Here is a 24,592-nt window from a genome sequence, read left to right on the forward strand (position 1 = left end):
CAGCTCTCCTCGGCAACCCTCGACATGAGGTAGGGCCAACGCTAGCAGGGGATGTAATCGTTTACATGACGCGTCGCAATATCTGAGTTGCCCGCGTGGCGGCATCTGGACGCGAGCGGCGTCACGTTCGCTGACACGGTCTTCGCTGAACCCGCGAGCAGTTCACGGATCAGGCAAGGCGGAATGGCGGGCGGGAACAGGGCCGGGTCAGGATCGAACACGGTTCAGCACGGCCGATCTCTCGCCTGTCAGTCGACCGTACCAATTTTGCCGGTTGTCAGTTGACAACATTCAGTGTTGTGTCCAGACTGGAGACTGTGGATGGCTCGTCCCGTGCACCCGAAGAAGGAGGTCGAAGCGATCATTCGCTATGCCGAGCAACACGGCTGGCGGGTTGAGGTCTGCAGTGGCCATGCGTGGGGGCGGCTGTATTGCCCATTCAACGATCGGGAATGTCGATGCGGCGAGTTCTGTATCTCCAGTGTCTGGAGTACACCGCGTAGCCCAGGCAATCATGCGCAGGCGATTAAACGCGTCGTGGACAACTGCGTTGCACATCGCAGGCAGCGCGCCGGCAAGGAGTAACACGATGGAATACACCTTCACCTTGAAGTACCAGTTGGCCGAAGCGGATGTAGATCCGCAGGCGTTGGTAGAGCGTCTGGGCGAGGCCGGCTGCGACGACGCGCTGGTCGGTGTCGGCCTGCCAGGCCGGCTGGCACTCGCGTTCACCCGCGTTGCCGACAGCGCCGAAATCGCTGTTTACAGCGCGCTGGCGGATGTGCGCAGCGCAGTGCCGACGGCCAGCTTGATCGAGGTCACGCCAGACCTGGTGGGTTTGACCGATGTGGCGCAGATCGTGGGAGTTTCCCGGCAGAACATGCGCAAGCTGATGCTGGCCCATTCCGCGAGTTTCCCCGCCCCGATGCACGAAGGTAGCGCGTCCCTCTGGCACCTGGCCGACGTGCTGGTCTGGTTGCAGGGGCGTGGCTATGGGCTGGCCGATGGGGTGCTGGAGGTGTCGTGTGCGGCATTGCAGATCAATCTGGCCAAAGAGGGGCGGCGGCTTTCGCGCGGCTCGGTGGAAGCGCTGGATGTACTCGTGGGTTGAGCTCTCAGGTCGGATAGCCCTTGTGTTTCCATTGCAGCGGCCACAGCCTCACGGTCATGAATCCCTCTGCCCACAGTGCACTGAACGACGCTGGCCTGATGCTTCCCTCCGCGTGGGAAGTCCCCTTGGCGGCTGCGCGCATCACCGCGCAGGCGATCGGTGCCTCCTCCGCGGATGTGTTTCGGGTGCAGCGCGAGGATGGATCCGTCTGCTTCCTCAAGTCCGAACACGCCGATGGCTTCAGCGAACTTCCCGGCGAAGTGGCGCGGTTGCGCTGGCTGGAACAGCAGGGGGTAGCAGCGGCCCGCGTGCTGGATGCGCGGGAGGAGGGCGGGCGGCACTGGCTGCTGATGACGGCGCTGAGTGGCGTGGACCTTGCTTCTTCGCCCGCGTTGGCACCGGCACACGTGGTCGCCCTTGTGGCCGACGCGTTGCGCTGCCTGCACCAGATACCGGTGGAGGCGTGCCCGTTCGATCAGCGCTTGCCGTTGCGACTGGGAATAGCTGCCGCGCGGGTGCAGGCGGGCCTTGTCGACGAGGAGGATTTCGATGACGAACGCATCGGACAATCCGCCGGGCAGGTGCTGGCCGCACTGCAGGCGACAGCGCCCGACACGTTTGATCTGGTGGTCACCCACGGCGATGCGTGTCTGCCCAACCTGATCGCCGAGAAGGGCCGCTTCAGCGGTTTCATCGATTGCGGCCGTGCCGGCGTGGCCGATCGCCACCAGGATCTGGCATTGGCCGCGCGCAGCATCGCCGACACCCTGGGTGAGGCGTGGGTGCAGCCGTTCTTTGCGCACTATGGCATGGCACCCGACCCGCAGCGGCTGGCGTTCCACCGGCTGCTCGACGAGTTGTTCTGAGCGTGCGTTGATCAAATCGCCCTTCGCCCTGTAGTGCTTGACGCATCGTCAAGCAACGCAGGCGCGAACTTGACGGCGCGGTGATTCCGCACCCGCACGTGATTGCACACACTTTCCCCGAAGCCAGCGCCGACCTGCTGCTGGCCACCATGTCGACCGGGGAACACCATGATCCGCATTCCAGTATCCGATACCGCGCATGCACAGCTGACCCGCGCGTCGCGCTGGCTGTGCGCCATCGCCTTCGTGGGCATCGCCGCGGTGTTCGCGATCTCCGTGCTGGGTGGCTATCGCCAGGCACAGGCCATCCTCAAGGATGCCGTGACCGTGCAGGTGCCGGTGCAGCTGGACAACATCGAGGAGCAGCACGGCCGCCGGGGCCGGGTTACCCACGACTACCACTTCCGCTATCGGTTCGAAGCCAACGGGGTGGCCCACGACGGGCGCTTCACCACCTCCGAGGCCAACGCGGCAGCGTATCTGGGCGAGCAGGCGCAGGTGACGATTGCCTACGCACGCAACGACCCGTCGCGTTTCGAGCGTGTGCAGCGCCTGCAGAACCAGAAGGGGTTGGGCGCCGTGCTCGGCCGGCTGCTGGTGGCGCTGGCGCTGATGGCGCTGCTGATGTTCGTGGTGCACCTGCTGCTCACCCGCAAGCTGTTCGTGCGGCGCGCGCTGCCGGCAATGCCGCTGTCCTGAGGCGGCCGATGAAACCTCTGGTTGACAGCCGATCCGGCCACGGTAGGGTGGCCGATTCCCACCCGTTCTGGTCCTTTCCCATGCCTGCCCCGGAGTTCGCGGATCAGTTGTCACGCCATATGCGCCGGATCCGCGCCAGCGCGGGTGGGGTGGCCGCCGAGATCGGCATCAGCCGCGAGGCGGTCAACAACTGGCGCTCGGGCGCCTCGCTGCCGAGCCGCCGCCACCGTGACCGCGTGCTGGCCTGTGCCAATTACCTGCGGCTGACCGAGGCCGAGTGCAATGCGCTGCTGCGCGCGGCCGGGTTCGAGCCGGAGTTTCCGGTGGAACCGGATGCGCCTGCGCCCGCAGCGGCGTCCGCGCAGCCGATTCCGTCCACGGTGCTGCAGTTGTTTGATCGCTTGCAGCAGCTGCGACCCTATCCGGTCAGCCTGCTGCTGACCCAGGCGCATTGGGGCCAGCCGCCGGAGCGCGAGGCGATCCTGGCCGAAGCCACCACCCGCTACGGGAGCGAGCGCGTGCTGCACCTGCAGCCGCCGTTCCGTACGGATGATGGCGACCAGGCTTATTTCGCGCTGCTGGCCGCGCAATGCGGCCTGGAGGGGGTAACCTCCGACGCCGGATTCGAGGCGGCGCTGGCGCGACGGCTGCAGCAACCCGGGGCGCTGTTCTGCCTGGTCAGCCGCTTCGAGCAGGGCGCTGCGGGGCCGCGCGACGTGCTGGCCGGCATCCTGCGCAGCCTCAGCGAGATGTACAGCGGCAAGCTGCACCTGCTCATCTGCGGGGGCGCGGCGCTGGCCGATCTGAAATACCAGGGCGGCGATCTGTCGTTGCTCAACATTGCCGCCAGCGAGAGCTGGCCGGAGCTGGGCAGCGAAGACCTGCAGCGCAGCAGTCGGCACGCGCTGCCTGCGTATACGCTGACCCGCGCGCTGCATCTGTCCGGTGGCCATCCGTTGCTGGCGCAGGCCGCGCTGGTGCTGCTGGCCGATGCCGGGCTGGATGACGAGGCGGTCATTGCCACGCTTTCCACCCATCCGCGTTTGTGGGAGGCGCTGCTGCCGCTGCTGCGCGAGCCCGCGGCGCGGGTGGCGGTGGAAGGCTGGTTGGCGCGGCCACGGCTGGCGCCTGCGCGCCCCTACCTGGTGGATCCGCTGCTGCGGGAGTTGTATTGGAACAACCTGCTGGTCGCGCGGACACATGCCGACGGTGCCTGGCTGGAATGGCGCTGCGACGCGATCCGACGCGCGGCGCGCCAGGTCATCGACAGCCTCGCCGAGCTGCCGACATGAGCACGGCCGCAGCACTGCTGCGCTGGCGGGGATGGCGGCTGCTGCTGATCGCCGGGCTGACCTGGTTTCTGGTCAGCCTGTTGTTCGCGCCGATGTTGAACCCATGGGTAGCCTGGCGGATTCATCGCGACGGCGACAGCATGATGCTGATGCAGCAGGCGCGCACCGACATGATGTTCCTGCGCGAGGAGGCGCTGGTGGCGTGGCTGCAGACCGAACAGTGGCCGACACACGTGCAGGTGCCCGGTGTGCATGATCCGGCCGATGCCGTGCTGCAGGCCGAGCTGCCCGCGCCCTGGGTGCTGCGGCTGCGCTTCACCGAGCGCTTTCCGGCGCATACCGGGCTGCCGGGAACCGCGCTGCAGTTGACCCTGGATCCGCAGCGGCAGCACTGGCGATGCGAGGCCGGTACGCCCGCGCCGCCGTCGCGCTGGCTGCCGCCGGAGTGCCGCGCGCGCTCGGCATGGACCCCGGGCGACTGGATGACGCTGGTGCTGGTGCTGGCCGGCATCGTGCTGACGGTGCTGGGTCTGCTCTGGTATCGGCTGCGTCCGGCGGTGGCCGCTGTCGTGCGCACGCCGCGGCAGTTGTTCGCGCAACCGCTGCAGGTGCTGCCACGGCTGGACCGGCAACTGGGCTGGCTGCGCCTGCGTGAGCGGGTGCTGCGCGAGGCGGGGGTGGCGACGGTGCGCTGGCGTGAGGCCGTGCGGCAACCGCTGGGTTCGCCCGCACAGCAGGCGGCCGCGTTGGCGGCACGGGTGGGGGCGACCGAAACCGAGGCACACGACTGGACCTTGCCCGGCAGCGTGCGTGAGTGGCGACTGCCGGAGACCCTGCCGCTGGCATTGGAACGGCTGTGGCTGTACCTGCCGGATCCGCAGCTGGCGGGCGAGATGATCGTGCAGCAGCTGCGTGGCATGCCCAACGGCCAGGACGTGGTGCTGGTGGTCAGCCCCACCGTGGCGGCCGATGCGGCGTTGATGGCCTATGCGCAGGACCCGGCCAATCTGTGCGTCTGCCTGGAGCAGGCCGCGCAGACCCGCTGGCTGCTGCAGCCCGGCGCGCAGGCGCAGCTGGTCGGCCTGTTGGCGCAGCAGCTGAAAGTGACCCGTATTTCGCCGTACCAGACCCATGGCGGGATCACCCGGCCGGCGGCGTTCTTCGGCCGTGAATCGCTGCTGGCGCGGGTGCTCAATCGTGAGCCGGGCAACTACCTGCTGGTCGGCGGGCGGCAACTGGGCAAGACCAGTTTGATGAAGGCGATCGAACGCCGGTTCGTCGGCCACCCGCGCGTGCACTGCTGCTATCTGTCACTGCGCGACCATCGCCTGACCGTGCGCCTGGCGGCCGCGCTGGAGATGGCGGAAGACACCGGCATCGATGCGCTGGTGGCGGCGCTGGCCGCGCGTGCGCAGGGCCGCCGGGTGCTCCTGCTGATCGATGAAACCGACCTGTTCCTGCGCGACGAGGCCGCACAGGGCTATCCGCAGTTGGCGGCGCTGCGCGCGATCAGTGAGGAGGGCCGCTGTCATTTCATGCTCGCCGGGTTCTGGGATCTGTACGAAGCGGTGACCCTGGATTTCGCCTCGCCGCTGCGCAACTTCGGTGAGGTGATCCATGTCGGCGGGCTCGAGGAGGCGGCCTGCCAGGCACTGGCCACCGAGCCGATGGCGCGGCTGGGCGTGCACTTCGCGGCCGCGCCGTTGCCGCAGCAACTGGTGGCCGCCTGCGGCCGGCGTGCCAACCTGGTGGCGATCGTGTGCCAGCAGTTGCTGGGGCAGTTGGGCCGCGGCCAGCGATTGATCGATGCGGCGCAGCTGCATGCGGCCTTGGTCTCCGAGCCTGTGTTCGACGCGCTGGCCGGTTGGGCGCGCTTGAGTCCCGACCCGTTGGCGTGCCGGCTGGATCGGATCGTGGTGTACCGCGTGGCGTGCGCGCAGCTGGCAGCGAGCGGGGCACGTGGGGTCAGCCTGGAAGAGTTGCTGGCGGGGTTCGATGCGGCAGCGGTGGTGGTGGATCCCGAAGCGCTGCGGCGGGCGCTGGCGCGACTGCAGCTGGCCTACGTGATCCGGCGCGAGGACGACGGCCCCCGCTTCGTGTTTGCGGTGCCGCTGTTCGCTACCCAGTTCCAGCTGGAAGAGGCGCAGGCGCTGCAGCAGCGCGAACTGCAGGCGATGGCGGCCGCCACGTCGAGCTGAGGCGGCGGACGGCGACGGTCGTCTGCGGCGCTGCTCGAAAAGTGTGGAAAGCGTCACGACGTGACGCATGTCGCTGTGTCATTGCGCACGATTCTGCGATAGTGACAGCCTGTTCGTGCACGACGGCGGAGTGATGCTGCATCCACAGGACCTGTCCTCTTCGCAGATCGGCGCGGTGCTGGCCACCGCCTGGGGCGTGCAGCCGGCGACCGTGATCCAGCGCCCGACCGGGGCCGATGCCGGTGCCACGGTGTACCAGATCCATGCGATCGACGGCGGCCGCTGGTGGCTGAAGTGCCGCCGCTATGCGGTGGCAGATGCGGTCTGGGAGGTGCTGCAGTACCTGCGCCAGACGCTGGGGCTGGAGGAAGTGGCCGCCCCGCATCCGACCCTGGAAGGTGCCCCTTCGCTGTGCGCGGCGGGCCTGCAATGGACCCTGTTCGGCTATGTCGAAGGACAATCCGGTTTCGAGTCGGCGTTGTCGCCGCCGCAATGGCAGCGGCTCGGCCGGGTGCTGCGCCACGTGCACGACGCGCGCTTGCCCGATGCACTGCAGGCCGGGCTGGCCCAGCCGGGTTTTGACGATGACACCGCGGTGGAGCGGGTAGGGGCATGGCTGCAGCGCGGCGATGCGCGCTGGCCGACGCCTGATGCGCTCGCCGAACAGTACCTGCGCTCGTGGCGCCAGCACCGGCCCCGCATCCTGGAGGTGTGGCAGCGCTGCGTCGCGCTGCGCGAACGCCTGGAAGGGCAGCCGTTGTCGCGGGTGCTGTGTCATGGCGACCTGCATGCCGGCAACCTGCTGTTGCGCGCCGATGGCGGATTGAGCCTGATCGACTGGGACGACATGATGCTGGCGCCGCGCGAACGCGACCTGATGTTCGTCGGTGCCGGGGTGGGCGGGCGCTGGGGCCGCGAGGATCCACCGCGCTTCCGTGAGGGCTACGGCGCGGTGCATATCAATACCGCGCGGCTGGCCTACTACCGGCATTGGCGGATCCTGCACGACGTGCAGGAATTCCACGACCTGCTGCTGGAACCGGGGGCAGCGGCACGGCCACCCTCGCAGCGGCTGCAGGCTCTGCGCCACATGGACGAGCAGTTCGCGCCGGGCAACGTGGTGGATGCGGCCGCACGCGCGGACGCCGCCGCACGCGCACGGGCCGGCTGACCGGCGTTATTCGCCCGGTTTGGCCCCGGCGCTGGCGGCCTCGCTGGCCGCACGCCGTGACAATACTGCTTCGCGATGCGCGATATAGGCGTTGGCGGCCAGGATGATGCTGGCTCCGAGCACGGTCCAGCGGTCGACGGTTTCATTGAACAGCAGCCAGCCGAACAGGCTGACCAGGGGCAGCTGCATGAAGCTGATCGGGGTCAGCGCCGAGACTTCACCCAGGCGCAGGGCCCGCGTCCACAGCAGCTGGCCGATGGTGCCGAACAGGCCGGTCGCCGCCAGCCACAGCCAGGCGATACCGGCCGGCCAGACCCATACGAACAGCGCTGGCACCAGCGACAGCGGCACCCAGAACACGTAGGTGTAGAACACCACCGTATCGGCGCCGTCGACGCGGGTGAGCTGCTTGATCTGGATCGCCACCAGTGAGCTCATTACCGCGGCCAGCACCGCCACCAGCGTGCCGGGGGTGAAGCTGTCCGAGCCGGGCCGCACAATGATCAGCACGCCGATGAAGCCGATGATCACCGCCGCCCAGCGGCGCATGCGCACGGTCTCGCCCAGCCACAACACCGCGGCGATGGTGACGAACAGCGGCGTGGAATAGGACAGCGAGATGGCCTGCGACAGCGGCAGGTGGCCGATCGCCCAGAACCCGCACAGCATCGAGGCCAGCCCGATCGCGCTGCGCAGGAAATAGCGCGGCAGCTGCTGGGTTTTCAGCGGTGAACGACCGGGGCGGATAAGCATCGGCAGCAGCGCGAGCAGGCCGAAGGCGTTGCGGAAGAACGCCACTTCCTGGGTTGGCACGTGTGCGGTGGCGAAGCGGATCGCCACCGCCATGAAGCCGAACGCCAGGGTGCTGCCGAGCATCAGCAGCGCCGCACGCATCGGCGTCGGCGCGGGCAGGGCCAGCGGTGGGGTCACCACTGGGCGCCGATCAGGCGCGGCTCCGGTTCGATGGGTACGCCGAACTTCTCCAGCACCGAGGCCGAGATCTGTCGCGCCAGCGCCAGCAGCTGTTCGCCGCTGGCGCTGCCGTAATTGACCAGCACCAGCGCATGGCTCGGCGCCACGCCGGCATCGCCGTCGCGGAAGCCCTTCCAGCCGCAGGCCTCGATCATCCAGGCCGCCGACAGCTTGCGTCGGTTGTCCTGGTCGGCCGGGTACACCGGCAGGTCGGGGAAGTGCTGCAGCAGCACGTCCACCTGCTCCAGCGGCAGCACCGGGTTCTTGAAGAAGCTGCCGGCGTTGCCGAGCACATCCGGGTCGGGCAGCTTGCGCTGACGGATGGTGATCACTGCATTGGCGACATCGGCGGCGACCGGCAGCTCCACACCCATCGCCTGCATTTCCTCGGTGATGCCGGCATAGCCCAGGCGCAGGGCGTGCAGCAGCGGCAGGCGCAGTTCGATGGCGGTGATCAGGTAACGGTCCGGCGCCTGTTTGAACAGGCTGTCGCGGTAGCCGAACTGGCAGGCCTCGGTATCGAAGCGAACCCACTCGCCGGTGTCGCGGTCCCACGCATCCACGGCCTGGATGAACTCATCGACCTGCACGCCATAGGCGCCGATGTTCTGGATCGGCGCGGCGCCGGCGGTGCCGGGGATCAGCGCCAGGTTCTCCAGCCCGGACAGGCCATTCTGCAGCGACCACATCACCAGCCCATGCCAATTCACCCCGGCACCGGCGCGGACCACGGTGTGGTCGGCACGGTGTTCGAGAATCTGGATGTCGCGGTTGGCGAACACCAGCACGGTGCCCTCCACATCGGCGGCGATCAGCACGTTGCTGCCGCTGCCCAGCACCAGCAGCGGCTGCCCGGCCACCTGCGGCAGTGCGAGCACCTCCGGCAGCGCGTCGGGGTCGAACACCTCCAGCAGCTGCGCGGCGGTAGCCTCGACGTGGAAGGTGTTGAGCGCCTTCAGCGAGGCGTTTTCGGTCAGGGTCCAGGCAGGCATTGCATTACTCATAGGGGGGCCACCGCGCCGCGGCTGGGGGCTTCGCGGCGGCGACGGATCGCCTCCACGCAGTCCTGCACCAAGGCCGGGCCACGGAAGATCAGGCCGCTGTAGCACTGCACCAACGCCGCACCGGCCGCCATCTTGGCCACCGCATCGGCACCGGACTGGATGCCGCCGACGCCGATCAGCGGCATGGATTCGGGCAGCCGCGCGCGCAGGCGGCGCAGCACCAGGGTGGATTGGCCGAGCAGCGGCGCACCGGACAGGCCGCCGGCTTCTTTGGCATGCGGGTCGTTGGCCACCGCGCTGCGGTCGATGGTGGTGTTGGTGGCGATCACGCCGTCGACCTTCAGTTCACCCAGCACGCGCGCAGCGGCATCGATGTCGCGATCGCTCAGGTCCGGGGCCACCTTGACCAGCATCGGCACGCGGCGACCGTGCTTGGCGGCCAGGTCTTCCTGGCTGTCGCGCAGCTGCGAGACCAGCTGGCGCAGCGCGGTTTCTTCCTGCAGCTCGCGCAGCCCGGCGGTATTGGGCGAGGAGATGTTGACGGTGATGTAGTCGGCCAGCGGGTACACCTTCTGCAGGCAGTGCTGGTAGTCGTCGAACGCCTGCTCGTTGGGGGTGTCCTTGTTCTTGCCGATGTTGATGCCGAGCAGCCCGTTGCGGCGCTTGGCGCGTTCGACATTGCGCACCAGCGCATCCACGCCCAGGTTGTTGAAGCCCATGCGGTTGATGATGGCCTGGTGGGCCGGCAGCCGGAACAGCCGCGGCTTGGGATTGCCCACCTGCGGGCGCGGGGTGATGGTGCCGATTTCGACGAAGCCGAAGCCCAGCGCCAGCAGTGCATCGATGTGCTCGCCATTCTTGTCCAGGCCGGCGGCCAGGCCGACCGGGTTGGGGAAGTCCAGGCCGAAGGCCTTGGTCGGCATCGGCGCGATGCGGCTGCCCAGCAGCGGCGTGGTGCCGGTGCGGTAGGCCAGCTCGAGGGCACTCAGGCCGAGACCGTGGGCGCGTTCGGCGTCCAGGCAGAACAGGAAGGGGCGGGCAAGCGAATACATGGTGTCCAGTCAGTCCAGCGTGCCGATGAAGGCACGGGTTTGATATTCAAAGGCGATGTGGCCGTCCTGGGCATGGGCGTCGAACAGCTGGCGCAGCGCCAGCAGCATCGGAGCATGCCGCGGATGCCCCGCCTGCGGGGCGTAGGAGGAAGACAGCAGACGTCCGCGCAGGCCGTCGAAATCCATGCGCTGTACATTCGGCAGGCACGCGGTCCCGCGCAGGCCCTCGCCGTACCAGGCGCGCATGGTGTCGTCGTCCTGATAGCGTTCGGCGACCTCGGTGTAGTCGGTACCGAACTCCAGCAGCAGCTGCTCGTAGCCGACCAGGAACGGCGAGGCATCGAGCAGGCGCGAGTTCCAGAACACCAGCGCCATTCCGCCCGGGTGCAGGATGCGCGCCCATTCGCGGCGCACCGCCGTGGTGTCGAACCAGTGGAAGGCCTGGGCGGCGGCGACCAGGCCGACACTGTCCTGGGCCAGGGTGGTGGCCTCGGCGGTGCCTTCGACCAGCTTCAGGCGCAGGTAGTCCGGGGCCAGCCACTGTTCGGCCGCGGTGCGCATGGCGGCATTGGGTTCCACCGCAATCACCGGGTGGCCGGCGGCCAGGAACAGGCGGGTGGAGATGCCGGTGCCGGCACCGATATCGGCCACCAGCGTTTCGGTGGGGACACCGATATCGTGATGCAGCCAGTCCAGCAGGGCCGGCGGATAATCGGGACGGTAGCGGACGTAGTCGGCGACGCGGCTGCTGAAGCGTTCGGTCGAATCCGGGCGGCTCATGCGCACCTCACGAATTGATGGCGACCAGCCAGGCCAGGCCGCCGAAGAACAAGAGAAGGATCACAATCGCCAGCAGGCTGCCGATCACCACCACCCAGCCCAGGATCAGGCCGGCTACGGCCATGCCGTCGCCTTCCAGCTCAAGCGGGCGGCGGCGCAGCTCGGCGCGGGCCATGTGCCCGGTGATGATCGCCAGCAGGCTGCCGAGGAAGGGCATGGCGGTCCAGCCGAGGATGCCGGTGATCAGGCTGACCACGGCCAGCGCACTGGTCTGGCGGGGGGGCTGGTGCATCCGGGTCCTCCTGGGCAGAGCGCCCATGATAGTGCTTGTGCCCGGATTAGCCCATCAACACCTGGCCGCCGTCGACATTCAAGGTATGCCCGGTGATCCAGCTTGCCAGCGGCGAGCACAGGAACAAGGCCGCGTTGGCGATCGCCTGCGGTTCCCCGAAGCGGCCAAACGGAATCTTCGCCAAGGTGGCGTGGTACAGCGTGGGGTCCTGCTCGCGGCGGCGTGCCCACAGCCCGTCCTCGAATTCGATCGAGCCCGGGGCGATGGCATTGACGCGGATCCGCTGCGGGGCCAGCGCCAAGGCCTGGGAGGTGGTGTAGTGCATCAGCGCGGCCTTGGCGGCCGCGTAGGGCGCACCGCCCGGACGCGGCTGCTGCGCCGCGATCGAGGCCAGGTTGAGGATGCAGGCGTCGTTGGACTGCTGCAGCCACGGCAGCGCCAACCGTGACGCACGCACCGCCGCCATCAGATCGATGGTGAGGCTGGCCTCCCAGCCGGCCTCATCGTCGTTCATGCCGTAGCCGGTGGCGTTGTTGACCAGCACATCGATGCCGCCCAGTGCCTGCGCGGCATCGGCCAGCCATGCGCCGATGTCGTCAAGGACCGACAGGTCGGTGCTGCGGGTATGCAGCGACCGCCCCAACGCCTGTGCCTCCGCACGCAGCGCGGCAAGCCCGGGCTCACCGCGTGCGCAGACCGAGACGTCGGCGCCTGCCGAAGCAAACGCCAACGCCATCACGCGCCCGATGCCCTTGCTGCCACCGGCGATCAACACCCGGCGCCCGTTGAAATCCAGGCGCGGGCCGGTGCTGGCTTCAGGCGCGTTGCCCATCACAGGTCGAACTTGATGCCCTGGGCCAGCGGCAGCGAGTCGGAGTAGTTGATGGTGTTGGTCTGGCGGCGCATGTACACCTTCCAGGCATCGGAGCCGGACTCACGGCCACCGCCGGTGTCCTTTTCGCCACCGAACGCGCCACCGATTTCCGCACCCGAGGTGCCGATGTTGATGTTGGCGATGCCGCAGTCCGAACCGGCCGCCGACAGGAAGCGCTCGGCGGTTTTCAGGTTGGTGGTGAAGATCGACGAGGACAGGCCCTGCGGCACGCCGTTCTGCATGTCGATGGCTTCGTCCAGGGTGCTGTACTTCATCACGTACAGGATCGGCGCGAAGGTTTCGTGCTGCACCACTTCATCGCTGTTCTTCAGCCCGGTCACGATCGCCGGCAGCACGAAGTTGCCCGCGCGGTCGATGCGGGTGCCGCCGGTCTGCACGGTGCCGCCGCTGGCCTTGGCCTTTTCGATGGACGCCAGGAACTGCTGCACGGCGCCGTCGCTGTTGAGCGGGCCCATCAGGTTGGCCGGGTCGGTCGGGTCGCCGATCTTGCCTTCGACCTGCTTGTAGGCCTTGATCAGCGTGGCCAGCACGTCGTCATGGATGGATTCGTGCACGATCAGCCGGCGCGTGGTGGTGCAGCGCTGGCCGGCGGTGCCGACCGCACCGAACACGATGCCGGGGATGGCCAGCTTCAGGTCGGCGGTTTCGTCCAGGATGATGGCGTTGTTGCCGCCCAGTTCCAGCAGGCAGCGGCCCAGGCGGTGGGCGACCTTCTCGGCGACCTGACGGCCGACCTGGGTCGAACCGGTGAAGCTGATCAGCGGCACGCGCTTGTCGGCGACCATGGTCTGGGACAGCTCCACGCCGGCATCGTTGATCAGGAAGAAGATGTCCGGGAAGCCGGCACCGCGCAGCGCGTCGTTGCAGATCTTCATCGAGGCGATCGCGGTCAGCGGGGTCTTGTTGGACGGCTTCCACAGGCACACATCGCCGCAGATGGTGGCCAGGAACGAATTCCACGCCCACACCGCCACCGGGAAGTTGAACGCACTGATGATGCCGACCAGGCCAAGCGGCTGGTACTGCTCGTACATGCGGTGGCCCGGGCGCTCGGAATGCATGGTGTAGCCGTACAGCATGCGGCTCTGGCCCACGGCGAAGTCGGCGATGTCGATCATCTCCTGCACTTCACCGTCGCCTTCGGGCTTGCTCTTGCCCATTTCCAGCGCGACCAGCGAGCCCAGCGCATCCTTGTGCGTGCGCAGCGCTTCGCCGCACAGGCGCACGGCTTCGCCACGGCGCGGGGCCGGGGTGGTGCGCCAGACCTTGAAGGCTTCCTGGGCGCGCGCGATGATGGTTTCGTAGTCGGCGGGGGTGGTCGCGTAGACCTGGGCGATGGCCTCACCGGTGGTCGGGTTCACCGAGGTGATCACACCGGCATCGGTGGCGGTGGACCACTCGCCGTTGCCAAGGTAGGTGCCAGCGTTGGTCGCGTCGAGGCCGAGGGCCTTGAGCAGGTCAGAGGACATGCAAACTCCTGTTGCGTAACGAAGAGGGCGCAGCCGCTGGCAGGGTGGGGGGCGGCATGCAGAACGCCGATTTTAGCAGACCCTCGCCCGGCGCCGACCCGGCGTGCCATGCCAGTGCCGGACGCCGGCCGGCAACCCCGACACAGCGTCCCAGCCGCTAGAATGCAGCATTGACCGGGGTGGCCATGGCCGTGGCCCGGTCGCCTCGTCCCCAGGAGTCTGAATGAACGTTACCGTTGCAGAAGGTGTGGTCGTCGGGAACCGTCTCCCGTTCGTGCTGTTTGGCGGCCTGAACGTGCTGGAAGACCTGGATTCGACCCTGCATGCGGCCGAGCACTTCACCAACGTGACCCGCAAGCTGGGCATCCCGTATGTGTTCAAGGCGTCGTTCGACAAGGCCAACCGCTCTTCGATCCATTCCTACCGCGGTGTCGGCCTGGACGAAGGCCTGCGCATCTTCGAAGAGGTCAAGCGCCGCTTCGGTGTGCCGGTGATCACCGATGTGCATGAAGTGGCACAGGCCGCGCCGGTGGCCGAAGTGGTCGATGTGCTGCAGCTGCCCGCCTTCCTGGCGCGCCAGACCGACCTGGTGGTGGCGATCGCGCAGACCGGCCGTGCGGTCAACATCAAGAAGCCGCAGTTCCTCAGCCCGACCCAGATCAAGCACATCGTTGCCAAGATCCGCGAAGCCGGCAACGAGAACATCATCCTGTGCGAGCGGGGGGCGCAGTTCGGTTACGACAATCTGGTGGTGGACATGCTCGGCTTCCGCGAGATGATCGAATCCACCGGCGGGCTGCCGGCAATCTTCGACGTCACCCACAGCCTGCAGCGCCGCGACGCGGGCAGCGAAGCCTCCGGTGGCCGTCGCCGCCAGGTCGCCGAGCTGGCCCGTTCGGGCATGGCGCTGGGTCTGGCCGGTCTGTTCCTGGAAGCCCACCGCGATCCGGATCACGCCCGCTGCGACGGCCCCAGTGCCTTGCCGCTGGCCGCGCTGGAGCCGTTCCTGGCCCAGATCAAGGCGGTGGACGACCTGGTCAAGGGCTTCGACGAACTCAACGTCAACTGAGTTTGTCGATACCCGGCGCGCAGGCCCGGCCTTGGTCCTGCCGCTGAATGTGGGTATCCTTCACGGCTGCACGCATCGCGCGTGCAGCCTGTGGCCCCGTAGCTCAGCTGGATAGAGCGTCCCCCTCCTAAGGGGAAGGTCGCCCGTTCGAATCGGGCCGGGGTCACCATCGATGACCAACCTGTCTGCGGCTGCGAGGTGTCTGCGCAAGCCTGGGTTGTTCACTACGTCATCTTCGGCCCTTGCCGGGTCTGCTCATCGCGCTGCTGTTCCTGTGCCTGGGCCAGTTCCTGCCCCCGGCTCTGTTCCTGTGGGCCGCGGCTCTGCTGGGCAACTGCATACTGCTGCTCGGGTGCTGCAGCCAGGGCTTCCTGTGTCGGCATCTGCGCGCGGTTGGCCGCGGGGTCTGGCGACGCGCCATGTCCTGAGCGCATCACCAGCAGCGTGGTACCGGCGGCTCGAGTTTCGGTGGCATCGTTCAAGGCCATCTCCACCTTGTCGCCGGGCTTGAACCCGGCCTCCACGGACAGCCGGTACGCGCTGGCCAGAAGCCGGTCGCTGTCCTGGTCCCACGGCTTGTTGTGCTTTTCATCGAGCTTCGCCACAGACGAACGCAACTGCGCCACCAATCCGGCATCTTCCGGGCGCGGCAGCATGCTGTGTCTGCGGTCTACCTCTGCACGATCTGGCGTGGTGGGCGGTGTGTTGTTCGGTGCGGGCGTATTCGGTGCGGGCGCGGGCGGGTTTGCAACAGCGGGCGTCACGCTGCCCGGCGGCTGGGATGCCGGTGTGGTCGCCCGCTGTGCGAGCGCCTGCGCGATTTCCTGCGTCGTGGTGACGGAGCGGATCTCCATCCGCTCGTCATCCTTGCCCGCCAGGGTGGCGAGCGAGCCATCCTTCTGCACCTGCAGGGAGTAGGGCATGGGCGCGATCATGTCGCGTGCGTGGTCCTGGGTGACAGCTGCCACGGCATCGTCGATTTCCTCCGCGGTGCGTTGAATACCGGCGCTGCGGTAGGCCGCTGCCACCTGGCCACGCAGGCCGAACTCGGTGGGGGTGGGGTTGGCGCGGGCCACCTCGGCCATGCCGCGCAGTTCCTGCACGCCTGCTGCCTGGCTTTGGCGTGTGCGGTTGAGCTCCTCGATGATGTTGCCTTCGGCCGGGTTGGTGCCGTAAACCCAGCCGGGGGTGTGCCACTGTCCGTTGGCATCCTGCGTGTACTTCTCGCCGTTGGATGCCCTCAGCGGTTGCGGCTGGGTCTGGGCGTTGCTGATCACCTCGGGCACCGGCTCGATGCGGGCGAAGTCATTCCAGCCGTACTGGTTGTACGCAACCTGGTAGCGGGCAGTGAGCGCCTCGGGGGTGTTGGCGGCGTTCTGGGCAATGATGCGCTGGGATTCCAGTTCCAGTTGGCCCGCCTTTTCCGCGCCGACGACCACGCTGCGATCAAGGGGAATGCGCCCATCGATCACCTCGTGGATGGACAGGTTCCATGCACCGTTCTGCGGGTTGCGCACGTAGTGGCGGCTGGTTTCAAACGGCTCGCGCGGCGGGGTGTTGTCGCCGCGAGCATCGATGCGGAAGGGGTCCTGGGGTTTGGGCAGGTTGGCCAGGCCCAGCGAGTACGAGTCGTTGGCCGCCTTGTAGTTGAGCTCGTCCACGAGCCGGCCGGCAGCCACCATCTGGAGGTCGCGGTAGTTGCCGTCCGGGGTGGGCGCGCGCACGGTCCGGCTCCAGGTGCCGTTGGCGTCTTCCGGGTTGCGGGTCCATTCGTTGCCGCTGCGATCCACCTGGGTGTAGACGGCCTTTTTGTCCTGGTGCTGCGCCCAGTACTCCCCCGCGAAGCCGCCGGCCACGCCGCCGGCCAAACCCGTGATCACGGCACCGGGGCCGGTCCACGAGCCGGTAACGATTCCATAGCCGGCCCCCAGCAGGAAGCCGCCGCCAAAGCCGCCGGCGGTGCGGCCTACGAAGTGGGTGGCGGCGGAATTTGCGCCGGCTTCGTTGCCCTCCGCGCGCAGTTCGGCCACGCGATGGCCGGTGATGGCGAAGTCCACGGCAAGGGCGGCCACCCCGGCCGCCCCGAGGACACGTGCTCCGGTGAGCGGCCCGCGTGCGGCGGCGACCTCGGCGGCGGCACCTTCTGCGGCGCCGGCGCGACCTGCGCTGCCGGCCAGTTCAGGGGCTGTGGGCGTTGGCGCGGGACGCGCGATGGACAGCGGCATTTCCGGATTGAACGCCGTGCGCACGCGCACCGCAGTGGGTTCGTTCAGCGGCAGGCGGCCGCCATGATTGGCCTCTTCAATGGCCGTGCCCAATGAAGCACGGCCACCCCAACGATCGCTCAGGGTGGTGTTGCCGGGTTGGTCGATGGCGTCGAGCGCCAGCCGCAGGTTGGTTTCGGACTGGGTGACGGCGCGCCAGCGTAATTCGTCAGGCGCGAGGGTTTTCAGCTCGGCAATCTGGGCGGCGTGGGTGCGCTGATAGCCGTCGAGGTCGGCAAAGAAGGCACGGACGCTGGTATTGGCCTGCGCGGGCGTCATGCCCTGGGGCGTGTTGGTGACCAGGTCGCCGTTGATGATGCCGGCGCGCAGGGTTTCGGTCAGGGTTTCGACCTTCGCCGCCACGCGCTGCAGTGCCAATGCCTGCTGCTCGGGCGTCGCGGGCAGTTTGCCCATGGCGGCCCTGCCTTCGGCGGTGTTCTCGATTTCCTTCAGCGCCTGCCTGAGCTGGTCCGAGTAATCGCCCAACGGTCCACCCGGATGCGGGGAGATGCCCATCTGCGCGGCCAACGCCTGATTGGCGGGCAGGTTGATGATGTTGCCCGCGCCATGAAGCTCGAAATGGCCGGCTCGGGCAAGCCGCTGCAGCATGAGGTTCTTCTCATACAGCGCCTGCTCGATGAGGTGGTGTCCCTGGAAAACCGGTGTGTCAGGCATCGGCGAATGTCCCGCTCAAAAGTCCGTTTCAGGGGGTTACAGTGCGTAGGTGTCCTTGAGTTCAACGCCAGCCAGATGGGCTTGGCCAAGGGCATCGAACATCACACGGTCGCAGATGGGATCCAATCCACTGCGCGGCTGGCGGAAGATGTGCGCAGCACCCACCACCGCCTTGTTGAACACCAGGCAAGCGCCGCCGAGCACGCTGTAGAAGGGTTCGTCCTCGCCGGTGATGAAGTTGTAGTCGGTCTTCACCTTCACCTGCGAAGCGGGCACGTCCAGCGCATCCAATGTGCGGATCACATCGCAGAAGTAGTACTGCGGGCCCGGGGAGCCATCGGCCAGGGTGAAGTCGCAGGCGACGAACGCAAAGGCCTGTGGGTCCACGGAAGCGAACACCTCCTTGAGTGCCTGCGAGACGATCCAGATGCCGGCCAGCTCTTCAAAATCCCGCGGCATGCCGCCCTTTTCCGGCACGTGCACCAGGTGGGGACGCTCCGGGTACTGGCCGGGTTCGCCTGTAGGCGGGGCCACCACCTCCATGCCCGGGGAAACCAGTTTTTCCGCGTTGGCAATCTCCAGCCCGGGGAACTGACCGTTGCCCCAGAAGCTGGATGTGATGACATAGAACTCGCCCCGGTGGGATTCGGTCTCAACCGAGACGGGAATGGCAGTGGGCTCGTTCATGGGCTTCCATCATGGATGCGGAGGTAGAACAGTACCGAGGGGCGGGCTGATCGTAGCCGGGGTGAGGGGGAGGGGCAAGTTTGCCGCATGCCGGCCACTCATCCACTGTTGACCTGGGATGCGGGACGCTCGCCTGCGCAGGTGCCGGGCTCGCTGGCGCCACACGGGAGAGCGGCATGTCAGTGACGATTCGCAACGCCGGGGTGAAGGATCTGGGCCAGGTTGCGGTCTTGTTCGACACCTATCGCCAGTTCTACGCGCAGCCGGCCAATCCCGCGTTGGCGCGCGACTTCATGCAGGCCCGGTTATCGGAAGGCACATCGCTGGTACTGGTAGCCGAAAACACGGACGGTACGATCCTGGCCTTCACCCAGCTGTATCCGCTGTTCGATTCGGTGGGGGCCATGCCCAGCTACATTCTTTACGACCTTTTCGTGTCGCTGCAGGCGCGCCGTCAGGGGATTGCCCGGTTATTGATGGTTGAAGCGGTGAACGAGGCGCGCCGGCGCGGGGCAGGGCGGGTGGAGCTGCAGACCGGGCGCGACAACCTGCCCGCGCAGGCCCTGTATGAAGGACTGGGCTGGGCGCGCGACAACGACTTCTTCATTTACGCCATTCATCCGTAGGCCGCCGCGGTATCAGAACCGCTGCGTGGCTTCACGGCAGCAATTGCACGGCGTGGTCATTCCGCGTGCGTCCCCGCATCGTCGCAGCGCGTGCGTTGCATGGGGAAGTCGATGGCCTTGACCGCACCGCTGCGCGCGCCTTCGATCCTGGCCAGCAGCTGGTCATCGCCCTTGCGGGTATAGGTGATCCGCTGCGGGAAGTCGTTGTGCGGATTGACGAAGTGGGCCTCCGTTCTGTTGATCCGTTCAAGCTGGAATTCGGTACGGTCCTGCCCGGAGGGCAGGGCGATGAACGCAAGGTCGCCGCCGTCGATCTGGCGCAACTGCATGAACTCGTAGCTGACGGTCCGGCCACCCTTCACCGTTCGGCTGGTGCCGAGCATCGTGCCGCCTGCCAGCGTGCTCCACTGCTCGCCCGTGCCAGGCTCGGCGTCGCTTTGGCGCCAGCAACCCGTCAGCCAAGTGAGGTGCTCGATATCCGCAACGGCAGCGGCGCAATGCAAGGGTGCACAGGCAAGCACGCATCCTGCGATCCACATCGGTACACCGCGCATGTCGGCCTCTCGTGCAGGTGAGTAGGGGTGGAGGGTAGCGCCGGGGCATGCTCCAGGCAATGAAGTGACTCGGCCGATCGGGTCGATGCGTGAGTGATCGCATGCACGGCAATCACGGCAATTGAACGCACGCTGCGCGCGGCATTGATGTCACTTAACGCTGTGTTTTGCAGGTCACGCCAACGTCATCGCCATTGCGGAAAAGTCGTTCCACCCAAGCACGGGCTTTCAATCCGCAACAGGAGTAGATGACAGTGACGACCGAATCGAAGACCGCCCATACCTTGAACGACCTGATCGAGATCGCCCGCGACGGCGAACAGTTCTACACCGAGGCTGCCGGCAAGGTGGAAGACACCGAACTGTCCGCCCTGTTCACCCGTATCGCCGGAGTGAAGTCGGAGATCGTGCGGTCGCTCAGCAGCACGGTGCTGGCGGCCGGTGGCAAGCCGGCCGAGCATGGCACGGTGGTGGGGTCGATGCAGCAGTTCTACGGCAAGGTGCGCGCCACCCTGGGCGACAAGCAGTACGGCTACGTGGCCGAGCTGGAGGAGTCGGAGGATCGCCTGCTCAAGGCATTCAAGGACACGCTGACCGACAGCGATACGCCGCCGGCCGCGCGCCAGGAAGTGCAGCGTCTGCTGCCGCAGGTGCAGGAATGCCATGCGGTGATGCGCGACCGTAAGCATGCAATGAAGCACTGAATGCGCTGAGGCCGCGGCGGCGGCCACGGTGATCGATGCGCCCCGGCTTGTCCGGGGCGCGTCTTTTCAGGCGGGTGCCTGGCGGCCCCGCGACGGGGCCGGGGGCGGCTGTGATCGGTTCCGGACGTGCGCGTACGGGGGGCGGGGATTTGGTGCATACTCGATTGAAAGAACCGCTTGGATTCGCTATGGAACACATGCGTTGGCTGACGCTTCGTCTTAGCAACAATCAATCCATCGGGCCGAGGGTGCTGCTGGAGCTGTGGGCCAATGCCTGCGAAACCAACCAGTCCACGGTGTCGCGTGAGACGCTGCCCGGCAAGTCCACGTCGTACGCGTTGCATGCACCGACGTCATTGGCGTATCCCAAGCGTGCGGAATTGCGCATGCGCAAGCTGCTGGAGGATGCCGGTTATACCTTTACCCTGGGATCGCTGGCCGATCGCCCCGCGCCGCAGCCGGTGCGTTTCCGATGAGTGCGGGCGGCGCGATGCGTCGCCGTTGATGTTGTTGGGTGTGTGATTGCCACGCATGGCGTGGCACTACCCGGGTTGGTACGAAGGTTGGGTAGAGCGACGCCATGCGTCGCTGCGGTGCCTACGGGGCGGGGTTATTCTAGGGTGCGCAGCATGATCCGTACCGGGAAACCGCCGGCGTGGATCAGCGACTCCAACGGCTGCCACCCCAATCGCCGGTACAGGCCGCCATCGTCGGCTTCGGTCTGCAGATAGACCTCGCGCACGCCAAGATCCGCCGCGCGCTGCATCAGTTCTTCAATCAGCTGTGCGGCGATGCCCTGGCCGCGATGACTGTCGCAGACATACACGCCACCCAGCCAATGCAGGCGCTCGGGGCGCTCGGTGCGTTCGTGGAACTTGAGTTGTGCAGCAGCCACCGGCTGCCCGTCGACCAGTGCCACCATCAGCAGCGGCAACTCGTCCGATTGCAGGAACACTTCCAGGCGCTGCTGTTGATCGGCCAGCGTCACGCCAGGAACCTGCTGGCCCCACGCGTTGAAGTACCAGTCGGCCAGCACCGGCAGCAGTTCGGGGTGTTCACTCAGGGCAATCAGCTGCATCACGCTTCCGTGTGTAGACGGCGGTCGCCGAGCATACGCGTTTGGCGCGTGCAGCGCGTACTCAGCTGTCGGGATATACGGCCAGGATGTCGCAGCGATCCGCCACGCGGTTGATGCTCATCGAGGCCAGGTTGCTCTTGGCGGGGCCATCGCTCAACGCCTCGATGGAGGGGTCGATAATCGGCAGGATCTCGACGCGGTCCCCTGGATTGCCGCAGATCACCCCGCTGTTGAAACCGGAGTGGAAGCGCAGCTGCGGGGAGTTGACCAGCGAGCGGCACAGTGTGCCCACTTCAACCACGTAGTAGCGATGACCACCGGCGCGGCGCGGATTGGTTTCCACGGTGATGCCGCGGGAATTCTCGTTCCAGCCGCGCACGTCGCGGGTGCTGAAGCAGTAGGACGGTGAGCCGCGGAACGTGCGCCGCGTCTGGGTGACGCTGACGGCCTCCAGGGTGGGGATCGGGCTGCGTGTGGTCTGCCGGGCATCCTGGGAGAATTCGCGGCGACTGATACGTTCGACCGAGGCGACGGTGCAGCTGCGGTCATCGGCCAGCACGCGTTCCTGACCGCCACCGCAGACCCAGCTGTCGGTGGCGACTACGCGCGGCTGGGCAGCATCCAGCACGCCGGGGCAGGCCGAAGCGAAGTTCACGCGCCAGGCAGACTGATCGGCGGCCAGCAGCGAAATGCTGCCCGGGTTGACCTGGTTCATTTCCAGCAGGCCTTTGGCGTCCATGCAGGTGGGGCCGGGGGCCACCCGTGCCGACGTCTGCGGGGCTGCCGGGGACGTGGACTGCGCGGCCGCCAGGGGTACACAGACCACGGCAAGGGCGAGCAGGGCCGGGCGATACCGGCGCAACAGCGGGGCTACCTTGTAGGAAGACGTCACGGCATGCACTCCTTGCTGACTGGACGAGCCGACTATAGCACCGGGATGTGACAGGGCTGGCCGGCCAGGCCCCGGGGGTTTGCGCGCGGGACGGGGGGCGCGCAGACTCGGCTCCCCCGCCTCTGCCGTGCCGTCTCCTTCGCATGTCTGCCGCCGCCTTCAATCTGCGTCGCTATGGTCGGTCCTCCGCGGCGGACCGGCATGCGTTCGCGCAGTGGGTGGTGCCGTTCGGCGGTGAACTGGAGTTCGAACTGGAAGGCCGTGGCGCACGCCTTGACCGGTTGCAGGGTGCCTTCGTCGCACCGTCAACAGGGCATGCGCAGGGTGCCTGGGACGACCAGCCGTTCCTGATCGTGGACTGCCCGGTGGCGCTGCTGGACGATGACACCCTGCAGCGACTGGATCGGCAGCCGGTACTGGCGTTGCCGGCACCCGTGCGGGCGATGGCGCAGCGGCTGTGTACCGATGCGTCGGCGCGCTTCGATGCGGCCACGGTGGCACGCGAATTGCCGGTGTTGCTGCAGGCGTTTTCGCTCGCCGGCAGTGCCACCCGCCTGCAGGCCGTGTGCGCGCGCATCGATCAGGCGCCGGGGCAGGACTGGCCGGTGGAGCGGATCGCCGCGGCGGTCGGGGTCAGCGGCAGTCGCGCGCATGCGCTGTTCCGCCAGGCCTTCGCACTCAGCCCGCAGGCCTGGCTCAGCGCCAGCCGGTTGCGCTGGGCGCGTGCGCAGTTGGCACACAGCGATGCATCGGTTGCCACCATCGCCCAGCATGCCGGCTATTCCGAACACAGCGCCCTGACCCGCGCGCTGCGCCGCGAATGGGGCATGACGCCGGCCGACTACCGGCGCCGCCATCGGCAGTAGCCTGGGTCAAGCATCGGTACTGCAGCCTGCCTACACTGGCCGATCTTTCCGAAGCGGCAGGCGTACGCAGGCAGATGAATCGATCGATGGGCGTGGGCATCGCCAACGGCATTGCCGCCGGAGCGCTGTGGGGCGTGGTGTTCCTTGCGCCGGCGATGCTGAGCCAGTTCGGCGCGGTGCAGCTGTCGGCCGGCCGTTACCTGGTCTACGGGTTGATCGCCGTGGTATTGCTGGCGCCGCGTTGGCGCGAGCTGCGCACGCGGATTGGCATGGCCGAATGGCGTGGCCTGTTGTGGCTGAGCTTGGCCGGCAACCTGGTGTATTTCGTGTTGCTGGCCAATGCGGTGCAGTGGGCCGGTGGTGCGGCCGCATCACTGATCGTGGGCCTGATTCCAGTGGTGGTGACCCTGGCCGGCGTTCGCGAGGAGGGGGCGGTGCCATTGCGCAGACTCGCCCCGGCACTGCTGCTGTGCCTGTTCGGGGTCGGCCTGGTCGGCTATGAGGCGCTGCTGGCCGAGCATGCGCAGGGCTCCACCGGTCGCCGTCTGCTGGGGTTGGCGTGTGCGTTCGGTGCGCTGTTGTCGTGGGCGCTGTATTCAATCGGCAACAGCCGCTGGTTGGCACGCCGCCCGGACCTGTCCGGGCACGACTGGTCGCTGCTGACCGGGGTGGCAACCGGGGCCTTGGCGCTGCTGCTGGTACCCACCGCCTTCGTGACCAGTACCGCCACGCACAGTCCCGCCGACTGGGCCAGCTTCTGGCTGATCAGTGCCGGGGTGGCGGTGGTGGCCTCGGTGCTTGGCAACGCGTGCTGGAACCGCGCCAGTCGCAACCTGCCGCTGACCTTGACCGGGCAGATGATCGTGTTCGAAACCCTGTTCGCGCTGCTATATGGCTTCGCCTGGCAGCAACGCTGGCCGACTCCGATCGAGAGCGTGGCAATTGTGTGCCTGGTGTCGGGGGTGCTGATGTGCGCGCATGCGCACCGGCCGCCGCCGGCCGTGGCCGAGCATGTGGGGTGAACCGGCAGGACAGCTGGGCAGGCGGTGCGTTGCGCAAAGCGCTGCGCTGCGGTGATGGTCACATCGGCAACTTTTAGGCGACGTTGCCTGCAGATCGGTCGCTGCGGGTTTTTGCAGTGCAACACTTGACAAGCCGGGGGGCGACGGTGTTTTCTTGACCCATGGTCTTCGCCCTCGCCACCGCCCTGTTGCACACCCCCGCGCATGCGGGCGGCCAGGCCGTGTCGACCGGTACCACCATTACCACCGCCACCACTCGCCCGGTGCGGCCCGTCGTCTTCGCGTAATTTCCGAAAACAACGGCCCCGCACCAGATCAGGTTGCGGGGGACACTCCTTCAGCCTGAATGACGCG

At 67.3% G+C, this 24,592-nt stretch carries 24 protein-coding genes and 1 tRNA gene; 13 read left to right on the forward strand and 12 right to left on the reverse strand.

Annotated features, from left to right (window positions below):
- The first annotated feature begins 589 nt into the window (after positions 1–589).
- From AC3IPM_RS08690 to AC3IPM_RS08715, 6 genes are all read left to right on the forward strand, one after another.
- Positions 590–1,111, forward strand: coding sequence for a helix-turn-helix transcriptional regulator (locus AC3IPM_RS08690; RefSeq protein WP_489304056.1), 522 nt, complete (start codon positions 590–592; stop codon positions 1,109–1,111).
- A 56-nt stretch (positions 1,112–1,167) separates the two neighbouring features.
- Complete coding sequence (locus AC3IPM_RS08695) at positions 1,168–1,977, forward strand: APH(3') family aminoglycoside O-phosphotransferase (RefSeq protein ID WP_489303542.1); 810 nt, start codon at positions 1,168–1,170, stop codon at positions 1,975–1,977.
- Positions 1,978–2,145: 168 nt separating this feature from the next.
- On the forward strand, positions 2,146–2,676 hold the full coding sequence (locus tag AC3IPM_RS08700) for a DUF3592 domain-containing protein (RefSeq protein ID WP_489303543.1): 531 nt from the start codon (positions 2,146–2,148) through the stop codon (positions 2,674–2,676).
- 80 nt (positions 2,677–2,756) lie between these two features.
- Positions 2,757–3,968, forward strand: a complete 1,212-nt coding sequence (locus tag AC3IPM_RS08705) for a hypothetical protein (protein ID WP_489303544.1) — start codon at positions 2,757–2,759, stop codon at positions 3,966–3,968.
- Entirely contained in the window at positions 3,965–6,166 is a 2,202-nt protein-coding gene (locus AC3IPM_RS08710) for an ATP-binding protein (RefSeq protein WP_489303545.1), read from the forward strand. The genes AC3IPM_RS08705 and AC3IPM_RS08710 overlap by 4 nt, the downstream gene beginning before the upstream one ends.
- Before the next feature lie 67 nt (positions 6,167–6,233).
- Complete coding sequence (locus tag AC3IPM_RS08715) at positions 6,234–7,337, forward strand: phosphotransferase enzyme family protein (protein WP_489303546.1); 1,104 nt, start codon at positions 6,234–6,236, stop codon at positions 7,335–7,337.
- A gap of 6 nt (positions 7,338–7,343) precedes the next feature.
- On the opposite strand, the gene AC3IPM_RS08720 is transcribed toward AC3IPM_RS08715, so the two are convergent.
- Genes AC3IPM_RS08720 through amaB form a run of 7 tightly spaced genes read right to left on the reverse strand, consistent with a single transcriptional unit; the run spans position 7,344 to position 13,801 of the window.
- Positions 7,344–8,231 (reverse strand): DMT family transporter, encoded by an 888-nt coding sequence (locus AC3IPM_RS08720; RefSeq protein ID WP_489304058.1) that lies wholly within the window; start codon positions 8,229–8,231, stop codon positions 7,344–7,346.
- Positions 8,232–8,263: 32 nt separating this feature from the next.
- On the reverse strand, positions 8,264–9,313 hold the full coding sequence (gene murB / locus AC3IPM_RS08725; RefSeq protein ID WP_489303547.1) for a UDP-N-acetylmuramate dehydrogenase: 1,050 nt from the start codon (positions 9,311–9,313) through the stop codon (positions 8,264–8,266).
- On the reverse strand, positions 9,310–10,365 hold the full coding sequence (locus AC3IPM_RS08730; protein WP_489303548.1) for a quinone-dependent dihydroorotate dehydrogenase: 1,056 nt from the start codon (positions 10,363–10,365) through the stop codon (positions 9,310–9,312). Before AC3IPM_RS08730 ends, murB begins: the two co-directional genes overlap by 4 nt.
- 9 nt (positions 10,366–10,374) lie before the next feature.
- The gene (locus tag AC3IPM_RS08735) at positions 10,375–11,145 is read right to left on the reverse strand and encodes a class I SAM-dependent methyltransferase (RefSeq protein ID WP_489303549.1); all 771 of its coding nucleotides are present in this window, start codon (positions 11,143–11,145) and stop codon (positions 10,375–10,377) included.
- 7 nt (positions 11,146–11,152) lie between these two features.
- Complete coding sequence (locus tag AC3IPM_RS08740; RefSeq protein ID WP_489303550.1) at positions 11,153–11,437, reverse strand: DUF4190 domain-containing protein; 285 nt, start codon at positions 11,435–11,437, stop codon at positions 11,153–11,155.
- A 46-nt stretch (positions 11,438–11,483) separates the two neighbouring features.
- Positions 11,484–12,269: an SDR family NAD(P)-dependent oxidoreductase gene (locus AC3IPM_RS08745; protein ID WP_489303551.1), complete on the reverse strand. Its 786-nt coding sequence runs from the start codon at positions 12,267–12,269 to the stop codon at positions 11,484–11,486.
- Complete coding sequence (gene amaB / locus AC3IPM_RS08750) at positions 12,269–13,801, reverse strand: L-piperidine-6-carboxylate dehydrogenase (RefSeq protein ID WP_489303552.1); 1,533 nt, start codon at positions 13,799–13,801, stop codon at positions 12,269–12,271. The genes AC3IPM_RS08745 and amaB overlap by 1 nt, the downstream gene beginning before the upstream one ends.
- 223 nt (positions 13,802–14,024) lie before the next feature.
- Between amaB and kdsA the strand changes: the two genes are divergently transcribed.
- Complete coding sequence (gene kdsA / locus AC3IPM_RS08755; protein WP_489303553.1) at positions 14,025–14,870, forward strand: 3-deoxy-8-phosphooctulonate synthase; 846 nt, start codon at positions 14,025–14,027, stop codon at positions 14,868–14,870.
- A 92-nt stretch (positions 14,871–14,962) separates the two neighbouring features.
- Positions 14,963–15,039, forward strand: a tRNA-Arg gene (locus tag AC3IPM_RS08760).
- Positions 15,040–15,094: 55 nt separating this feature from the next.
- Here AC3IPM_RS08760 and AC3IPM_RS08765 read toward each other — a convergent pair.
- The gene (locus tag AC3IPM_RS08765) at positions 15,095–17,809 is read right to left on the reverse strand and encodes an XVIPCD domain-containing protein (RefSeq protein ID WP_489303554.1); all 2,715 of its coding nucleotides are present in this window, start codon (positions 17,807–17,809) and stop codon (positions 15,095–15,097) included.
- Positions 17,810–17,845: 36 nt separating this feature from the next.
- A complete protein-coding gene (locus tag AC3IPM_RS08770) occupies positions 17,846–18,496 on the reverse strand; it encodes an imm11 family protein (RefSeq protein WP_489303555.1) in 651 nt (216 codons plus the stop codon).
- Between the two features lie 176 nt (positions 18,497–18,672).
- On the opposite strand from AC3IPM_RS08770, the gene AC3IPM_RS08775 reads away from it, so the two are divergent.
- Complete coding sequence (locus AC3IPM_RS08775; protein WP_489303556.1) at positions 18,673–19,122, forward strand: GNAT family N-acetyltransferase; 450 nt, start codon at positions 18,673–18,675, stop codon at positions 19,120–19,122.
- Positions 19,123–19,178: 56 nt separating this feature from the next.
- Here the strand turns inward: AC3IPM_RS08775 and AC3IPM_RS08780 are convergent, their stop codons facing one another.
- Entirely contained in the window at positions 19,179–19,676 is a 498-nt protein-coding gene (locus tag AC3IPM_RS08780) for a DUF6265 family protein (protein ID WP_489303557.1), read from the reverse strand.
- 254 nt (positions 19,677–19,930) lie between these two features.
- Between AC3IPM_RS08780 and AC3IPM_RS08785 the strand changes: the two genes are divergently transcribed.
- Both AC3IPM_RS08785 and AC3IPM_RS08790 read left to right on the forward strand, forming a co-directional pair.
- A complete protein-coding gene (locus AC3IPM_RS08785) occupies positions 19,931–20,380 on the forward strand; it encodes a PA2169 family four-helix-bundle protein (RefSeq protein WP_489304060.1) in 450 nt (149 codons plus the stop codon).
- A gap of 188 nt (positions 20,381–20,568) precedes the next feature.
- On the forward strand, positions 20,569–20,856 hold the full coding sequence (locus tag AC3IPM_RS08790; RefSeq protein ID WP_489303558.1) for a hypothetical protein: 288 nt from the start codon (positions 20,569–20,571) through the stop codon (positions 20,854–20,856).
- A 134-nt stretch (positions 20,857–20,990) separates the two neighbouring features.
- Here AC3IPM_RS08790 and AC3IPM_RS08795 read toward each other — a convergent pair whose 3' ends face one another.
- Together AC3IPM_RS08795 and AC3IPM_RS08800 are read right to left on the reverse strand one after the other, a co-directional pair.
- Complete coding sequence (locus tag AC3IPM_RS08795; protein WP_489303559.1) at positions 20,991–21,458, reverse strand: GNAT family N-acetyltransferase; 468 nt, start codon at positions 21,456–21,458, stop codon at positions 20,991–20,993.
- A 61-nt stretch (positions 21,459–21,519) separates the two neighbouring features.
- Positions 21,520–22,350 (reverse strand): DUF6491 family protein, encoded by an 831-nt coding sequence (locus AC3IPM_RS08800; RefSeq protein ID WP_489303560.1) that lies wholly within the window; start codon positions 22,348–22,350, stop codon positions 21,520–21,522.
- A gap of 143 nt (positions 22,351–22,493) precedes the next feature.
- Here AC3IPM_RS08800 and AC3IPM_RS08805 point away from each other — a divergent pair, with 143 nt between their 5' ends.
- Positions 22,494–23,216 carry a helix-turn-helix transcriptional regulator gene (locus AC3IPM_RS08805; RefSeq protein WP_489303561.1) on the forward strand — a complete coding sequence of 241 codons (723 nt, stop codon included), beginning with the start codon at positions 22,494–22,496 and terminating at the stop codon, positions 23,214–23,216.
- A gap of 74 nt (positions 23,217–23,290) precedes the next feature.
- On the forward strand, positions 23,291–24,238 hold the full coding sequence (locus AC3IPM_RS08810) for a DMT family transporter (RefSeq protein ID WP_489303562.1): 948 nt from the start codon (positions 23,291–23,293) through the stop codon (positions 24,236–24,238).
- Positions 24,239–24,592 lie beyond the last annotated feature (354 nt).

Source organism: Stenotrophomonas sp. GL_111 (assembly GCF_057835245.1).

Excerpts from the sequence above, each read along its gene's own strand:
- AC3IPM_RS08690 (WP_489304056.1), top strand. The coding sequence starts at position 590 with ATGGAATACACCTTCACCTTGAAGTACCAGTTGGCCGAAGCGGATGTA.
- AC3IPM_RS08695 (WP_489303542.1), top strand. The coding sequence starts at position 1,168 with ATGAATCCCTCTGCCCACAGTGCACTGAACGACGCTGGCCTGATGCTT.
- AC3IPM_RS08700 (WP_489303543.1), top strand. The coding sequence starts at position 2,146 with ATGATCCGCATTCCAGTATCCGATACCGCGCATGCACAGCTGACCCGC.
- AC3IPM_RS08705 (WP_489303544.1), top strand. The coding sequence starts at position 2,757 with ATGCCTGCCCCGGAGTTCGCGGATCAGTTGTCACGCCATATGCGCCGG.
- AC3IPM_RS08710 (WP_489303545.1), top strand. The coding sequence starts at position 3,965 with ATGAGCACGGCCGCAGCACTGCTGCGCTGGCGGGGATGGCGGCTGCTG.
- AC3IPM_RS08715 (WP_489303546.1), top strand. The coding sequence starts at position 6,234 with ATGTCGCTGTGTCATTGCGCACGATTCTGCGATAGTGACAGCCTGTTC.
- AC3IPM_RS08720 (WP_489304058.1), bottom strand. The coding sequence starts at position 8,231 with ATGCGTGCGGCGCTGCTGATGCTCGGCAGCACCCTGGCGTTCGGCTTC.
- murB (WP_489303547.1), bottom strand. The coding sequence starts at position 9,313 with ATGAGTAATGCAATGCCTGCCTGGACCCTGACCGAAAACGCCTCGCTG.
- AC3IPM_RS08730 (WP_489303548.1), bottom strand. The coding sequence starts at position 10,365 with ATGTATTCGCTTGCCCGCCCCTTCCTGTTCTGCCTGGACGCCGAACGC.
- AC3IPM_RS08735 (WP_489303549.1), bottom strand. The coding sequence starts at position 11,145 with ATGAGCCGCCCGGATTCGACCGAACGCTTCAGCAGCCGCGTCGCCGAC.
- AC3IPM_RS08740 (WP_489303550.1), bottom strand. The coding sequence starts at position 11,437 with ATGCACCAGCCCCCCCGCCAGACCAGTGCGCTGGCCGTGGTCAGCCTG.
- AC3IPM_RS08745 (WP_489303551.1), bottom strand. The coding sequence starts at position 12,269 with ATGGGCAACGCGCCTGAAGCCAGCACCGGCCCGCGCCTGGATTTCAAC.
- amaB (WP_489303552.1), bottom strand. The coding sequence starts at position 13,801 with ATGTCCTCTGACCTGCTCAAGGCCCTCGGCCTCGACGCGACCAACGCT.
- kdsA (WP_489303553.1), top strand. The coding sequence starts at position 14,025 with ATGAACGTTACCGTTGCAGAAGGTGTGGTCGTCGGGAACCGTCTCCCG.
- AC3IPM_RS08765 (WP_489303554.1), bottom strand. The coding sequence starts at position 17,809 with ATGCCTGACACACCGGTTTTCCAGGGACACCACCTCATCGAGCAGGCG.
- AC3IPM_RS08770 (WP_489303555.1), bottom strand. The coding sequence starts at position 18,496 with ATGAACGAGCCCACTGCCATTCCCGTCTCGGTTGAGACCGAATCCCAC.
- AC3IPM_RS08775 (WP_489303556.1), top strand. The coding sequence starts at position 18,673 with ATGTCAGTGACGATTCGCAACGCCGGGGTGAAGGATCTGGGCCAGGTT.
- AC3IPM_RS08780 (WP_489303557.1), bottom strand. The coding sequence starts at position 19,676 with ATGCGCGGTGTACCGATGTGGATCGCAGGATGCGTGCTTGCCTGTGCA.
- AC3IPM_RS08790 (WP_489303558.1), top strand. The coding sequence starts at position 20,569 with ATGGAACACATGCGTTGGCTGACGCTTCGTCTTAGCAACAATCAATCC.
- AC3IPM_RS08795 (WP_489303559.1), bottom strand. The coding sequence starts at position 21,458 with ATGCAGCTGATTGCCCTGAGTGAACACCCCGAACTGCTGCCGGTGCTG.
- AC3IPM_RS08805 (WP_489303561.1), top strand. The coding sequence starts at position 22,494 with ATGTCTGCCGCCGCCTTCAATCTGCGTCGCTATGGTCGGTCCTCCGCG.
- AC3IPM_RS08810 (WP_489303562.1), top strand. The coding sequence starts at position 23,291 with ATGAATCGATCGATGGGCGTGGGCATCGCCAACGGCATTGCCGCCGGA.